Raw genomic sequence first — 16,807 nt, 5'->3', positions numbered from 1 at the left:
CCTCTCCCCCCTCTCCCCCCTCTCTCTTTTATGGCGATATTATGATAAAATCACTCTGTCAGTACTATCAATAATTGTAAAATGGGCAAAATTTGGGAATTAGATTTCTACTCACGACCGATTTTAGATGAAAATAAGAAGAAATTATGGGAAATTCTTATTTGTGAAAGTCCCAGTTCGATCGATACTGATATTAACTCTTTATTTCGTTATTCCCAGTTTTGTTCTAATAATGAAGTAAATTCTATCACCTTACAAAAAGCGATCGAAACTGCGATACAAGAATCAGGGGATACTCCTAGTAAAATACGCTTCTTCCGCCGTCAGATGAATAATATGATTATCAAAGGTTGTGAATTAGCACAAATTCCAGTATTTCCTTCCCGTCATACCTACGCTTTAAATCAATGGTTAGAAGAAAGAAGTAGAGACTTTTACCCTCAACAATCAGGCTATGACGAAAAATCGGCTCAAACAACATCGGTACAATATCCTCAAAACAATGCCATTAATCTCCCTGATGCAGTAAAAGGTGATAAAAAGGATAAATGGGCATTAGTAAGCCTTCGAGGGGAAGATTTTAGCGACATGAAAGAATGGGATATTGGTTTTACAGAAGCCTATCCTTTAACTATGGCTAATATTCAACCTGATACTATCATACCCGGATTGATTATTTTCTCAGTTCGATCATTACCCCTCGCAGGATGGATGTCAGGATTAGAATTAGGTTATTTAAGATTAGAAAAAGGCGAATTTCCCAAAATCTGTTTAGAAACGGGAGTGAGTGACAGTTGGATTTTAGCTAACCTCACCGATAAAAGTACTTTAGCTGAAGGTGAAGGTTTTGAAAAGGCAAAAAAAGAAGCTAACGGAGTACACTTTTTAGCCATACAATCATCTCCTGAATCAGAGTCTTTTGCTGGTTTTTGGCTATTGATGGATAATTAGGGGGAGTATAAAAAGTATAATTGGTTTATACGATCGAAAGGTCTTTATGAATAGGAGATGAGGATATAACTTCTTTCTTTTCCTTTACCATAAAAACGATCGAGCATTTGATAGGCTAAATCAAGGGGATTTTTTTCAAAGGATAGTTGCACTAAACCTGCCGTATCCGCTAAAAATAAAGATGATTCCTGACGGCATACCGCTTCAATGGCTGAATAAATAGCTTCTTCTGATAGTTTGAATATAGTGCCGGGGCTTCCCTTGTCATAAAGTAAACGGGAAATGGTAATAGTAGATTGATTTTTGCTTACCCAACTGGCGTATTCTAAACAAGTTGCCACAATTATTTCAGGAGGTAAATTAGGTTTACTTCCGAAGCGAAAATGGTAATAATTGCTATTTTTGGGCTGATAAATTAATCCTAACTCAGTAAAAGGGCAGTCGATCGAATCCTCCACAAAATTGATATTATCGTTATCTGATTCCACATACATTCGCAAAATACAGTTAATATCTTTGATTAAGGAGGATTCCGCCACGGTTTTATTCAATTCTTGCAGATAACTCGTTAAACCCTTGAGTAAATCTTCCTTTTTAAACTCGTTTTGATTGAAAAGATTAAAGGTATAATACCAAGCACCAGCGTTACAAGTGGGTTTAAGTAAATGCCAATGTAATAACCACAAAGAAGCAGGATTTTCTAAATAGGTATCCCAACCATTCACACCTAACAGATTATGCCCAAAGTCTGATGGAGTATCATCTTCATCAATAACTTTAAAGGTATAACACCAATAACGCATCGATCGAACCATATTTTTCCCCACTCCTAATTTGACAGGTGCATCTTCCTGATTGAAAATTTTACAGTCACTCGAAGCCGTATCAAAACCCTTCTTTAACCACCCCCAACGAGGATGAAAAGTCTCATGACGGGCAAAAGTAGGAGTTACGGCATTTTCTAAGAGATTTAACTCCAAATTAGTCTGCATAGTTCAAGATTATTTTAGTATGACTTTATAAGTCTATAATAATAATATGATTTTTTCTATCAAAATTGGATGATTCATTGAATTCTGGGAAAAATGATGATAGCTTGATTTTTCATTCTTTAACCTGACACCTGATACCTGATACCTACCCTCATCAAAATACTTTTTCAGCACCTCAAAAAAAATAACCCCTTGTCAATAGTACCGATCGAAGTTAAAATAGATAATTTGAATGTCTTAAAACAAAAAACTATATTTAATCAAGTAACGGATATAAGAATAAGATAGTGGCTAACTCAAAATCTGCACTCAAAAGAATCGAAATCAACGAACGTAACCGTATGCGTAACAAGGCTTACAAATCTGCGGTTAAAACCTTGATGAAAAAATACTTCCTCGCAGTGGATGCTTATGCTTCTGCCCCTAGCGAAGAACAATTACAGGTAGTTAATACTGCCATGTCGGTAGCTTACAGCAAAATCGATAAAGCGGTTAAAAGAGGAGTTTATCATAAAAACAACGCTGCTAGAAAAAAAGCTAGATTAGCAAAAGCATTGAAAAATGCCCTGCCCCAAGCCGCCTAAAATGTAATCATAATATAGGCACATTTCTGTTATAATTATGATTCCCCCAATAATTTTATACGAGGGGCAAAATCCATCACCACTCAATCATTGATTCATAATGCAACTAATAGATACCCATGTTCATATAAACTTTGATTCATTCAAAGAGGATTTGGATTTAGTATCAGCTCGTTGGCAGTCCGCAGGAGTTAGTAAATTAGTTCACTCCTGTGTCTATCCTGACGAATTTGAGAGTATTAAACAGTTGTCTTTGCAATTCCCTCAATTGTATTGTTCAGTAGGTTTACATCCTTTAGATGCTCAAAAATGGCAAGGAGAAAAAACCTACCAACAAATTCTACAATCAGCTAAATCTTATGATAAGGTTGTGGCTATTGGTGAGATGGGATTGGATTTTTATAAAGATGACCAACAAGAACTACAAAAAGAAGTTTTTTGGCAACAGTTGGACATTGCTCGACAATTGAATAAACCAGTTATTATTCACTGTAGGGATGCGGCTAGTACTCTACAGAAAATGTTGTCTAAATTTATGGACGAAAAAGGACAAGTGACGGGAGTAATGCACTGCTGGGCTGGAAATCCCGAAGAAACTCAATGGTTTTTAGATTTGGGAATGTACATCAGTTTTAGTGGTGTTGTTACTTTTAAAAGTGCCAAAACAGTACAAGCTAGTGCTTCTATTGTACCTGACGATCGACTTTTGATTGAAACCGATTGCCCTTTTCTTGCCCCCTCACCCCATAGAGGAAAAAGAAACGAACCCTCCTATGTTATTCATGTTGCCGAAAAACTAGCACAAATTAGGGGAGAATCATTGAGTTCGATCGCGCAACAAACCTATGATAATGCTTGTAGGTTATTCAATATTTAAAAATAGTACACTCACAAAAAAATTTCTTGGAAAAAATGCTCACTTAATAACATTATAAATAGATTCCTCTAAGTATCATCTTTAACAACACTTTTGTATGTTATTGAGTTTTTGTGAACAGCAACTATTGTAACCTACTATAGTGAATTTTAAAAAACTCCCACATCCTAGGACTATCACACAATCGATAATTGACAACTGACTTATGACAAATCAAGAACTGTTACCAGATTTAATCGAAATTCAACGCTCTAGTTACAAATGGTTTTTAGAGCATGGTATTATTGAAGAACTCAACAGTTTTACCCCTATCACCGACTATGCTGGTAAACTCGAATTACACTTCCTCGCCGACAAATATCGCCTCAAAGAACCAAAATATAACATCGAGGAAGCAAAAAAAAGAGATGCCACTTATGGTGTCCAAATTTATGTATCCACACTACTATTAAACAAAGAAACGGGGGAACGTAAAGAAAAAGAAGTATATATTGGCGATTTACCGTTAATGACCGATCGAGGTACATTCTTGATTAATGGAGCAGAAAGAGTCATTGTCAATCAAATAGTTCGATCGCCGGGGGTGTATTTTAAGTCAGAATTAGACAAAAACGGTAAAAGAACCTACTCCGCCTCCGTCATTCCTAATCGTGGAGCATGGTTAAAATTTGAAACCGACAAACACGGCGTTGTATGGGTAAGAATCGATAAAACTCGCAAAATCTCCGCTCAAGTGCTGTTAAAGGCTATGGGATTAACCGATCGTGAGATTCTCGATCGACTCAGACACCCCGAATTTTATGAGAAAACCTTAGAAAAAGAAGGTAATCCTAGCACCGATGAAGCCTTGATGGAGCTATATCGTAAACTGCGACCGGGTGAACCCCCTACCGTAAGCGGTGGACAAGCATTATTAGAAACCCGTTTCTTCGATGCTAAACGTTATGATTTAGGGAAAGTAGGGCGGTATAAAATGAATAAAAAACTACGGTTGAATGTAGCTGAAAATATCAGAGTCCTCACCGTAGAAGATATTTTGTGCGTAGTTGACTATTTAATCAACCTTGAATTTGACATTGGTAAAGTGGACGATATTGATCACCTCGGTAATCGTCGAGTGCGTAGTGTAGGGGAATTGTTACAAAATCAAGTCAGAGTAGGCTTATCTCGTTTAGAGCGTATTATTCGAGAAAGAATGACTGTAGGAGATCCCAACACCCTAGAGCCTAACGCCCTTGTCAACCCCAAACCCTTAGTTGCCGCCATTAAAGAGTTTTTCGGTTCTTCCCAATTATCTCAATTCATGGATCAAACTAACCCCCTAGCGGAATTGACCCATAAACGCCGTATTTCAGCTTTAGGACCGGGTGGTTTAAGTCGAGACAGAGCAGGTTTTGCCGTGCGAGATATTCACCCTAGTCACTACGGACGTATTTGTCCTGTGGAAACTCCCGAAGGACCCAACGCAGGGTTAATTGGCTCATTGGCAACATATGCTCGTGTGAACGAATACGGATTTATCGCTACTCCTTATTACAAAGTTGAACATGGAAAAGTCCGTTGGGATTTACCTCCAGAATACTTAACCGCCGATGAGGAAGACGATAAAAGAGTCGCCCCCGGAGACTTGTCCACCGATGAAAATGGGGTAATTTTAGGAGAAAGTGTACCTATTCGTTATCGTCAGGAATTTTCTACTACATCCCCTGATCAAGTGGATTATGTAGCGGTATCTCCTGTACAGATCGTTTCTGTGGCTACCTCCATGATTCCCTTTTTAGAGCATGATGATGCTAACCGTGCCTTAATGGGATCGAATATGCAACGTCAAGCAGTCCCTTTATTACGAGCAGAACGTCCTCTGGTGGGTACGGGGTTAGAAGGACAAGCTGCACGAGATTCAGGGATGGTTATTGTTTCCCGTGATTACGGTACTATCACCTACGCCGATGCGAAAAAAATTAAGCTCAAAACTCAGGATAATCGTGAGATTGTCTATAATCTCCAAAAATACGAACGATCGAACCAAGACACTTGTTTAAACCAAAAACCCTTAGTGGATGAAGGAGAAGAAGTCGTACCCGGTCAAGTATTAGCGGATGGTTCAGCCACCGAAGGAGGAGAATTAGCGTTAGGAAATAACATCACCGTTGCTTATATGCCTTGGGAGGGTTATAACTACGAAGATGCTATCTTGATTAATGAGCGATTAGTGCAAGAGGATATTTATACTACTATTCACATCGAAAAACACGAAATCGAAGCCCGTCAAACAAAATTAGGACCTGAAGAAATTACCCGTGAAATTCCCAACGTAGGGGAAGATTCCCTTTTAAACCTTGATGAACAAGGAATTATTCGAGTGGGCGCTTGGGTAGAATCAGGGGATATTTTAGTGGGTAAAGTTACCCCTAAAGGGGAAGCGGATCAACCACCAGAAGAAAAACTATTACGAGCGATTTTTGGCGAAAAAGCCAGAGATGTGCGGGATAACTCCTTACGTCTTCCCAATGGAGAAAAAGGACGGGTTGTCTATGTACGAGTGTTTACCCGTGAACAGGGTGACGAATTACCTCCCGGTGCAAACATGGTTGTCAGAGTCTATATTGCTCAAAAACGCAAAATCCAAGTCGGCGATAAAATGGCAGGGCGCCACGGTAACAAAGGGATTATCTCTCGAATTTTAGCACGGGAAGATATGCCCTATTGTCCCGATGGTTCACCTGTGGACATCGTTCTTAACCCCTTGGGTGTGCCTTCTCGTATGAATGTGGGTCAAGTTTTTGAATGTCTTTTAGGTTGGGCTGGTGAACATTTAGGCTACCGTTATAAAATGACTCCTTTTGATGAAATGTACGGCGAAGAAGCCTCTCGTAATACCGTTAATGGTTTATTGAAAGAAGCCTCCCAAAAACCGGGTAAAGATTGGGTATTTGATGAAAACAATCCGGGTAAGATTCAACTCTATGACGGACGTACTGGTGAACCGTTCGATCGACCTGTCACCGTAGGTAAAGCCTATATGTTGAAATTAGTCCACCTTGTGGATGATAAGATTCACGCTCGATCGACAGGTCCTTACTCCTTAGTAACCCAGCAACCTCTCGGCGGTAAAGCTCAACAGGGAGGGCAAAGATTTGGAGAAATGGAGGTATGGGCGTTAGAGGCTTATGGTGCGGCTTATACTTTACAAGAGTTACTAACCGTAAAATCTGATGATATGCAAGGACGTAATGAAGCCCTCAATGCGATCGTCAAAGGCAAAACCATTCCTCGCCCCGGTACTCCCGAATCCTTCAAAGTACTCTTGAGAGAATTACAATCCCTCGGTTTAGATGTATCCGTTCACAAAGTCTTAGATGGACAGGAGGAAGTAGAAATCAACCTCATGGAACAAGGAAATCGTACTCCCAAACGTCCTACCTACGAAAATCTAGCTAGTTTAGGACAAGACGACGACGACGAATATTAATAGTTAATAGTGAATAGTGGACAGGTGGAAACAAATTGTTCATTACTCATTAAACATCTTGTAAAAATAAACATCTTCCCCAGTGGTTCAGGCTTCTAGCCTGAATTCGATCGAAGTCTATTATTCATTACCTATTACCGTTACCTATTACTCATTCCCCATTCGTTAACTATCATTGAGAAAAAATGGCTAATCAAAACGAGAAAAAAAACCAAACCTTCTATAACACCGTCATCGATAAAGGGGCGCTTAAAAAATTAATCTCCAAAACCTTTACTCAATACGGTTCTGCTCGTTGTGCTTCTGTGTGCGACAAACTCAAAACTATGGGTTTTCGTTATGCCACTCAGGCGGCGGTGTCTATCAGTGTGGAAGATTTAAAAGTACCCGAAGCTAAAAAAGCAATGTTGGCAGTAGCAGAGACAACTATTAAGGATACTCTCAATCGCTATGCCAATGGAGAAATTACCGAAGTTGAACGTTTCCAAAAAGTAATTGACACATGGAATGATACTTCAGAATCTCTCAAAGACGAGGTAGTGCGCAATTTCCGTCAATCTGATCCCCTTAATTCTGTCTATATGATGGCATTTTCTGGGGCAAGGGGAAACATTAGCCAAGTCCGTCAGTTAGTTGGTATGCGTGGCTTGATGGCTGATCCTCAAGGGGAAATCATCGACTTACCCATTAAAACTAATTTCCGTGAAGGCTTAACAGTTACAGAATATATTATTTCTTCCTACGGTGCAAGAAAAGGTTTAGTTGACACAGCGTTGCGTACTGCGGACTCTGGTTATTTAACTCGTCGTTTAGTGGATGTTTCTCAAGATGTTATTATTCGTGAAACGGATTGCGGTACAACAAGAGGTGTAACGGTTCTTCCCATGAAAGACGGGGAAAGGGTATTAATTCCTTTAGGCGATCGACTTTTAGGACGGGTTTTAGGTGAGGATGTCATCGATCCAGCCACTGGAGAAGTTATTGGTACTCGTAATCAAGCCATTGATGAATCTTTGGCGAAAAGAATTGGTAACGCTGTAGAACAAGTGAAAGTGAGATCTCCTCTTACCTGCGAAACTGCTCGATCGGTGTGTCAAAAATGTTATGGTTGGTCTTTAGCCCATGGTGATTGGGTAAACATGGGAGAAGCCATTGGGATTATTGCCGCTCAGTCGATCGGTGAACCGGGTACTCAGTTAACCATGCGTACTTTCCACACGGGAGGGGTATTTACTGGGGAAGTTGCTCAACGTATTACGACACCGAAAGCAGGTACAGTCAAATTTGATAAAAAACTCAAGGTTCGGGATACTCGTACCCGTCATGGAGATCAAAAATTATTAGTGGAAGTTGCGGGAAATATTCTCGTTGGGGATGCAAAAATCAATATTCCAGCAGGTAGTTTATTAGCCGTTAGACAAGGGGATACTGTCGAAGTAGAGGATTTAATCGCAGAAGTAATGCCTCAAAAAACTCGATCGACCGAAAGAGTTACCAAAGACGTATCTTCCGATCTCTCTGGAGAGGTTTATTTTGCCGATATTTCCCCCGAAAGCAAAACCGATAAACAGGGTAACACCACCACCACCGTCACCCGTAACGGCTTAATTTGGGTACTCTCAGGGCAAGTTTATAACCTTCCTCCCGGTGCTGAACCTGTAGTTAAAAATGGACAAAAAATTACTAAGGGTTCTGTATTAGCAGAAACTAAGTTAAAAACGAAAAGCGGAGGGGTGTGTCGTTTTGAAGAAGGCAGTCGAGAAATTGAAATTATCACCGCTTCTGTCTCTTTAGATCAAGCTGACGTATATCTCGAACATAATGGAACTCAACAACAATACGTCATTCATACTCCTAAGGGCGATCGATTTGCCTTAAAGGTAGTACCCGGTACAAAGGTACAAAATAATCAAGTTGTTGCGGAATTAATTGACGATAGCTTCAGAACAACCACTGGTGGTATTATGCGTTGTGCAGGTCTGGAAATCGGACGAGGCAACCGTAAACAGGGTTATGAAGTCACCAAAGAAGGTACTTTAATTTGGATTCCCGAAGAAAGCCACGAAATTAACAAAGACATCTCCCTATTATTAGTAGAAGATGGTCAATATGTGGAAGCAGGTACAGAAGTAGTCAAAGATATTTTCTGTCAATCCAGTGGTATCGTGGAAGTGGTACAAAAAAATGATATTCTCCGAGAAATCATCGTCAAGCCGGGTAAGTTATACATGGATTTAGAGCCTGAATACTTAGCCACGATCGGAGATGGTACAATTATCCCTGCTGGAACAGAAATCGCCCCCGGTTCAATTACGGAGGAAGAATACCTAGGGGAATGTGTGGATACCAATGAAGGATCAATAGGTTTGTTATTGCGTCCGATGACTCAATACGAAATCTATAACAACACTAAATCCCCTTCTCAAGAATCCTTAAACACCGCAGGAGGTTCAATTAATTTACGTCCTGTTTTGCGTACTTTCTTCAAAGATGGTGAAAGAGTGAAAAGTGTGGAAGGCGTACAACTTGTTACCACTCAATTAGTGTTAGAAACCCATGAGGGTATGAGTGCCGATATTGAGTTAGTACCCCATGAAACCGATGAGGAAGGCTTCCGTTTGCAAATCGTGGTATTAGAATCTGTGGTTTTACGCCGAGAAATGGACATGGATTCTAATATTATTACCCGTGTCTTAGTCACCGATGGAGAAGAAATTGCCCCAGGTGCTGTGGTTGCTACTACAGAAATTCTTGGTTTAGATGATGGTATTATTCAAGGGATTCGAGAAGGGGTAGAAGCTATTCGTCGTGTTTTAGTCGTCAGAGATGAAGACTTAATCAATATTGATCGACATCCTGCTATCATCGATCTTGAACAAACTATCATTAATCTTGAACCAATTACTATAGATATTGCAGATAAACCTTTATGTAAAATTGATGATTTGGTTAAAGAAGGAGATTTAATCGCAGAAAATGTTACAGCACCAACATCTGGTAAGATTACAGAAATCTCAGATAATCAACTAATACTTTATCCAACACCATCTTGTAAAGTTAATGATATTGTTCAGAAAGGAGATTTAATCACAGAAAACGTTGTAGTATCAACGTCTGGCAAGGTAACAGAAATCTCAGATAATAGAGTAATACTTTATTCAATACCATCTTGTAAAGTTGATGATGTTGTTAAGGAAGGAGATTTAATCGCTAAAAATATTTCAACACCAAAATCTGGAGTTGTTACAAAAATTACCAATACCAATGTTATTGTTAGCGACAAAACATTTTGTAAGGTAGCTGACTATATTACCACAAATACTCCTATTACAGAATTCTATGATTCTCCTGATTCTGGCACCATCACAGTGGTAGATTTTCAAAAAGTTACAATACGTCGAGCTCGTCCTTATCGTGTATCTGCGGGGGCGATTCTACACATCGAACAGGGAGACTTAGTTCAACGGGGTGATAACCTTGTGTTACTGGTATTTGAACGACCAAAAACAGGGGATATTGTTCAAGGTTTACCGAGAATTGAAGAATTACTCGAAGCACGTAAACCCAAAGAACCAGCTTTATTATCCCGTCGCCCTGGGGTTTGTCAAGTAGAATATCGTGATGACGAAGCGATCGATGTGAAAGTAATTGAAGATGACGGTACTATTTCCGATTATCCCTTGAATCCTAACCAAAATATCATCGTTAACGATAATCAACGAGTGGAAGTAGGCGAACCTTTAACCGATGGTTTACCTAGCCCCCACGAACTTTTGGAGGTATTCTATGAATACTATCAAGAACATATGCCCATGTACGAAGCCGCTTTAGCCGCTTTACAAAAAGCACAACTGTTCTTAGTTAACCAAGTTCAAGGGGTTTACCAATCTCAAGGTATCGACATTTCTGATAAACATATTGAAGTAATTGTGCGTCAGATGACTTCTAAAGTCCGAGTCGATGACGGTGGTGATACCATTCGTTTACCCGGAGAATTAGTGGAATTGCGAGAAATCGAAAAAGATAACGAAACCATGTCCATTACCGGCGGTGCGCCTGTTCAATATACTCCTATGTTAATGGGTATCACTAAATCTAGTTTGAACACCGATAGCTTTATTTCGGCGGCTAGTTTCCAAGAAACCACAAGAGTATTGACAGAAGCGGCGATCGAAGGTAAGTCAGATTGGTTACGAGGCTTAAAAGAAAACGTGATTATCGGGCGTTTAATTCCCGCAGGTACTGGTTTTAATGCCTATGATCAACATCTGGATTGGGATGATCCTGAACCCACTATTCCAGCAGTTAACACTTACAATGATTATATTGAAGACGAAACTAGCCCTTTGTCTATGGCGAAAGTGGAAGACGATGTGATTATCGATGATCATGTTGCTAGAGTGCTATCCCCTGAAGAATCATTAGATGATGATGCTTTAATCAGTGATTATAGCGATCGAGACGATCTTTATGAGGATGATCTCGATGAGGATGATTATGAAGATGATCACGATGGTGATGATTTTGATGATGAAGACTAAGTAAAATTATGGGTAGGGCGATGCACTACCCACCTCCATCAAATTACAAAATAATCAAACGACAACCCGAAAAAGGTGGTTCTCGATCGATCTCACCATAGAGAATATCAACCCATTCCTCTTTGGTTTTAGGAAAATTCTTCCACTGGACGAGAAAAACCCAGTACTGTTGGATACCTAAAGCCTCTCGTAATAAACATCCCTCTTGCTTCTTCATGGAGAAAAGATGATTTCGGGCAGTCTTTTCCTTATCCATAAGAGAAACACCCACACGGATTAATTCTCCCTTTTGATTTTCTAAGAGAATCACCGCATCAATACCTAAAATTTCCCATAAAGTAATATTGTCCGTCAAGTCCGATCGCATTAATAAGGCTCGATCGACCCTTTCAGGATAAACTTGTTTTGCTACCTTTAATAAACGCTTCTCAGTTAAATCTTTTGCATTGAAATTTAAAACTCGAAGCTCAGAAGCAATAGTACGAAATCTTAAACGTAAACCTAACATGGAATTAACCTCCTACTTTGTTTTTCATTTAGACACTAGAATCCCTTGGGGACTCAGGTGAATAAATGTAGCAAGGTCAAAACTATGTTAGGTTATACATAAAATTTATTTACAAAAAATTGCTTTCCTTACAAGATAACAAATAAAAATTATTTTGGCAACCATAAGATTAAACAACAATATCCTATGATCAGACAAAGTGCCAATCATAACAGTATTTTCTAACGGAAATCATGGATTTAATTTTATGTCATCAAACCGCCGATTTTGATGCTTTAGGGGCGGCAGTCGGTTTAACAAAATTATATCAAGGAGCAAAAATTGTCTTAACGGGAGGCGCTCATCCTTCCGTGAGAAAATTTCTAGCTTTACATCGAGATGAATTTGATTTAATTGAATTTCGTAGCGTCAATCCGCAAAAAATTAGACGTTTATTTGTTGTGGATACTCACCAGTTCGATCGACTAGGAAAAGCGGTAGAATGGTTACAGTTAAAGCATTTGGAGTCTGTTACTATCTACGATCACCATGAAGAAAATCATCCTGAAAAAAATAGCACTATTAAGGCGACTACCATAAAGCATATAAAAAAAGTGGCCAGTTGTGCCAGTTTAATTTGTGAATTTTTGCAACAAAACGGAATCACTCTGAATAAAATGGAAGCTACCGTAATGGCATTAGGGATACACGTTGACACTGGCTCACTTACATTTGAGCAAACCACCCCCCAAGATGCCTCAGCTTTGGCATGGTTAATGAATCAAGGGGTTAATATGCGTACTTTAGCAGAATATGTCGAGCCGAGTTTATCACCCCAGTTACAAGAATTATTGCCCAAAGTATTAAAAGAGTTGCAAACCGAGATGATTAACGGTAGTTGCGTGGCATGGATTTTACTGGAAACCCCTCACTTTATCGCTGGATTGTCTAACTTAACGGAAAAAATTAGAGATTTAGTTGAGATTGATGTCTTATTATTTGGGCATTTTTATAATAAACGTAAACTTTGCCCCCCTTCCCCCAATTCTGGGGGTGACTTCTCAGAAAATAGCAATAGAGAAATAGACATAGGGGAAGAAAAAAAAGTCCCCAAACTTGGGGATTTAGGGGCAAATGCTGAAAATAAAAAAGGAAAATTAACGGTTATTGGGCGCAGTAAGTTAGAATCCGTCAATTTAGGTTTTATTTTTACAGATTTTGGCGGAGGAGGTCATAGTAGTGCCGCTTCCTTTTGTTTTCGTTGTGAAAATCCTCACGAGGTGATAGATAATTTACGACATCGCATCCAAAATTTAATCCCTCCTCCTCTTACCGCCACAGATTTAATGTCATCCCCTGTACGGACAATTCGCCCTTACACTTCGATCGAAGAAGCCCAAAGAATTTTACTACGTTATGGACATTCAGGCTTATTTGTAGTCAATCAAGAAGGGGAATTGCGGGGAGTAATTTCTCGCCGTGACATTGATTTAGCTTTACATCATGGTTTTTCCCATGCCCCTGTTAAGGGATATATGACGAAAAATGTGCAAGTTATTCATCCTGATACTTCTTTAGCAGAAATTGAGGGGTTGATGGTAAATAACGATATTGGCAGACTGCCTGTGATTGCAGACAATGAGTTATTAGGCATTGTGACTCGTACTGATGTTTTAAGGTATCTGCATCAAACAAGGCAAAACTTTGATAACGTTACCCCAGAGGAAGATTCCCCTTTGTTGTCTTGTCTTTCTCCTTCCTTGGCGAAACATTTACACCCTCCCATCTGGGAATTATTACAAAAAGCCAGTAACTATGCCCAAAGTCAAGGATGGCATCTTTATCTAGTGGGAGGAGGAGTAAGGGATTTATTGTTAACACCAGAATCGGAAACCCTTTGTTTGCAAGATATTGATTTAGTGGTAGATGGTTTTCATCGTCATGCTATTACCGAAGCTGGGGTAAAATTAGCCCAAGCCTTACAAAGTTTTTATCCTGAAGCTCGATTAAGTATTCATGGAGAATTTCAGACGGCAGCGCTATTGTGGCATAAAGACGAGACTTTAGATTCTTTATGGGTGGATATTGCTACCGCGCGCACAGAGTTTTATCCTTATCCTGCGGCAAATCCTGAAGTGGAATCCTCCTCCATTCGTCAAGATTTATACCGCCGAGACTTTACCATTAATGCTTTAGCTATCCGTTTGACTAATCCTCATGGGGGAGAGTTATTGGATTTTTTTGGCGGTTTACAGGATTTACGATCGAATCTTATCAGGGTTTTACATCCTAATAGTTTTATAGAAGATCCTACCAGAATTTTTCGTGCCGTGAGATTTGCTGTCAGGTTAAATTTTTCGATCGAAGCGCAGACAAGGGAGTATATTAATTATGCTATCTCCTGCGGAGTGTATGAAAAAGTTAGTGTTGAAAAAACCTCAATTCCAGCCTTAACTACTCGCTTAAAAGCCGAGTTAAATTATATTCTTCAAGCTAAATATTGGAAACCAGCCTTAAAATTATTAGCTGAAATTGGGGCGTTAAAATGTCTTCATCATAACTGTCAATTAACTCCTCAATTATGGTGGCAAATTCGCTATCTCGATCGAGCCTTAAAATATTATAATTTAGGGGAAAAAAATCCCAAAGTATCTTCATGGTTACTGCGACTAGAAATTATTTTAGCATCCTTTGAAGAAGGAGTAAAAGTCGCCCAAAATCTACAACTTCCTAAAGATAGTATTCAAAGATTAAAACACTTAGGCATCAATAACGAAGAAATTAACAATAAATTATCTAAGACAATAGATATTAGTCAAAAAGTTGAATTATTATCAAACTATTCGCCGTTAACTCTCTTACTGATTACGGTAAAAAATGAGCAATCTGTTAGAAAAATAATCTGGAAATATCTAATGAAATGGAGTCAAATTAAGCCGATTTTAAATGGCGAGGATTTAAAAAAAATGGGTTATAAACCTAGTAAGCAATTTAAAGAAATATTGACTAAAATACAAGGCTTATATTTAGACGGTAAAATTACAAATTTTCAAGACGCTAAAGACTTTCTACAAGAGAATTATCCTAACAATACCTGAATTTTACCTCCGTGAACTATAAAATTCTGGGTGAAGGTAGGCAAGAGACAAAATTATGACTTTTTTAGAGTAGTTAATATGTCAAACTGAGGAAATAATGCTTACTGTACCGTATTTTGAGCCTGTAACAATAATATTTCCTAGCTGATTAATAGCCACACAATGAATGTCTTGATTATGGGGTTTTAAAGTACATAAACATTGATGATTTTTCCAATTCCAAATTTTAACATAACCATCCCAACCTGCACTAATTAAATGATCATTATGAGGGCTAAATGTTAATGCTGATATAGTCTCAGTATGACCTTTTAAAGTGGCAATTGTCTTCCTTTTTTGCCAATCCCAAAGTTTGATTTGTCGATCGAATCCTCCCGTTACTAATATTGTATTATCAGGAGAAAAAACCGCCGTTGTCACCATGGCATTAGTTTGTAAAGATTTAGCTAATTTACCTGTTTTTAAGTCTAAAATTTTAATCCAACGTTCACAACCTGCACTCACCACAAATTTACCTTGATTATCACAATTTACTGTCAAAATTTTATCGCTATAGGTACTATATTTAAAAATCTCTTTACCACTATGAATATCCCACATTCTAACGGTTTTATCTTTACCACCACTAATTAAATATTTGCTATCAGGAGTAAAACTTAAACTAAAAATTTCATCTTGATGTCCTGACAACCAACCCCCTATAGTTTTATATAAAACTCGTTGAGATAAATTCCAAATTCTGATCGTTTTATCACTTCCTGCTGTGGCTAAATATTGATTATCATTACTAATTACCACACTATGAATAATATCTTTTTGATAGGGTAAATTAGCAATTAATTGACAGTTATTTAATGCCCAAATTTTGATGGTTTTATCAGCACTACCTGTTACAAATATTTTACCACTAGGATCGATCGAAACTGCATTAACAGAACTAGCATGAGCTTTAAAAGTTTTCGTTCTACGCCATAATTCTAAGGGAGGATTAACAGGATTATTCGTAAAATTATCTACATCAGATTGAGAATTTTCCCTAGGATTTGTTGATGATGATGAGGGAGAATTAACAGGATTATTAATCACACTATCAACTTTAAAACCGACTTTTTGGGGTGATTTTGGTGATGATGAAGGATTATTTTTTTTCTTAATATCTTCTGTTTTTACCGATGATTTTTTTTGATTATTTGGTGGTGAATAAATAGGTTCATTTACGGTATAATTATTCTTAGGAATAGTCTGCTTTAATTTTAACTCTTTTGCGATACGCCAATCATTATCTGCTCTTAATTGAAAACCTTGTTTTTCGTAAATAGTGGCACGGCAAATATAGGCTTCTCGATAATCTGGATCAAGTTTAATAGCGGAACTGAAATAAGCCAAAGCCTCTTCTAAATCCTCATCTTCCATAGCCATTATCCCTAAATCTAATAGAATTTTAGGATTAGTTTTTTTAACTTTAATACCTGTAGAATCTTGATGTTGTTCAATATTTCTTTCTCCTATAATGCAACTATATGCTTCAGAAATTTCTTTAAATTTATCTTCGGCTTCTGCTAATTTTTCTGGTTGATTAATATATCGATCGGGATGCCATTTTTTCGCTAAACTACGATATGCTTTTTTTACTTCTTCCTCTGTGGCATTGGTATTTAAACCCAAAATTTGATAGTATTTGACCATCGATCGTAATTTGAACTCGACAATTTCTGCTTTATTCTAACACTTCTAATGTCAATCAAAAATATAAATTCAGAATCACTTTAAATATTGGCAAGATAGACAGGCAAGATGCCTGTTTT

At 38.3% G+C, this 16,807-nt stretch carries 9 protein-coding genes; 6 read left to right on the top strand and 3 right to left on the bottom strand.

Going from position 1 to position 16,807, the window contains the following annotated elements; all coding sequences use genetic code 11:
* The first annotated feature begins 81 nt into the window (after positions 1-81).
* Positions 82-951 carry a Tab2/Atab2 family RNA-binding protein gene (locus ACN4EE_RS11445; RefSeq protein WP_431706576.1) on the top strand — a complete coding sequence of 290 codons (870 nt, stop codon included), beginning with the start codon at positions 82-84 and terminating at the stop codon, positions 949-951.
* Positions 952-995: 44 nt separating this feature from the next.
* On the opposite strand, the gene ACN4EE_RS11440 is transcribed toward ACN4EE_RS11445, so the two are convergent.
* Positions 996-1,943, bottom strand: a complete 948-nt coding sequence (locus tag ACN4EE_RS11440) for a DUF4007 family protein (protein ID WP_431706575.1) — start codon at positions 1,941-1,943, stop codon at positions 996-998.
* A gap of 287 nt (positions 1,944-2,230) precedes the next feature.
* Here ACN4EE_RS11440 and rpsT point away from each other — a divergent pair, with 287 nt between their 5' ends.
* The 4 genes from rpsT to ACN4EE_RS11420 all read left to right on the top strand — a co-directional run bounded on the left by rpsT (position 2,231) and on the right by ACN4EE_RS11420 (position 11,417).
* Positions 2,231-2,527: a 30S ribosomal protein S20 gene (gene rpsT, locus ACN4EE_RS11435; protein ID WP_431706574.1), complete on the top strand. Its 297-nt coding sequence runs from the start codon at positions 2,231-2,233 to the stop codon at positions 2,525-2,527.
* 100 nt (positions 2,528-2,627) lie between these two features.
* A complete protein-coding gene (locus ACN4EE_RS11430) occupies positions 2,628-3,404 on the top strand; it encodes a TatD family hydrolase (protein ID WP_431706573.1) in 777 nt (258 codons plus the stop codon).
* 205 nt (positions 3,405-3,609) lie between these two features.
* Entirely contained in the window at positions 3,610-6,876 is a 3,267-nt protein-coding gene (rpoB, locus tag ACN4EE_RS11425) for a DNA-directed RNA polymerase subunit beta (protein WP_431706572.1), read from the top strand.
* Positions 6,877-7,061: 185 nt separating this feature from the next.
* Complete coding sequence (locus ACN4EE_RS11420) at positions 7,062-11,417, top strand: DNA-directed RNA polymerase subunit beta'' (protein WP_431706571.1); 4,356 nt, start codon at positions 7,062-7,064, stop codon at positions 11,415-11,417.
* Between the two features lie 43 nt (positions 11,418-11,460).
* Here the strand turns inward: ACN4EE_RS11420 and ACN4EE_RS11415 are convergent, their stop codons facing one another.
* Positions 11,461-11,925, bottom strand: coding sequence for a hypothetical protein (locus ACN4EE_RS11415; RefSeq protein WP_431706570.1), 465 nt, complete (start codon positions 11,923-11,925; stop codon positions 11,461-11,463).
* Positions 11,926-12,158: 233 nt separating this feature from the next.
* Between ACN4EE_RS11415 and ACN4EE_RS11410 the strand changes: the two genes are divergently transcribed.
* A complete protein-coding gene (locus tag ACN4EE_RS11410; protein ID WP_431706569.1) occupies positions 12,159-15,002 on the top strand; it encodes a CBS domain-containing protein in 2,844 nt (947 codons plus the stop codon).
* A gap of 81 nt (positions 15,003-15,083) precedes the next feature.
* Here ACN4EE_RS11410 and ACN4EE_RS11405 read toward each other — a convergent pair whose 3' ends face one another.
* A complete protein-coding gene (locus ACN4EE_RS11405; protein ID WP_431706568.1) occupies positions 15,084-16,688 on the bottom strand; it encodes a WD40 domain-containing protein in 1,605 nt (534 codons plus the stop codon).
* Between the last annotated feature and the right edge of the window lie 119 nt (positions 16,689-16,807).

The sequence above is a fragment of the Geminocystis sp. CENA526 genome, assembly GCF_050753365.1.
In the GTDB taxonomy this organism is placed as follows: Bacteria; Cyanobacteriota; Cyanobacteriia; order Cyanobacteriales; family Cyanobacteriaceae; genus Geminocystis.
The sequence above is the reverse complement of the archived record's forward strand: the minus strand, read 5'-3'. Positions and strand labels throughout refer to the sequence as shown.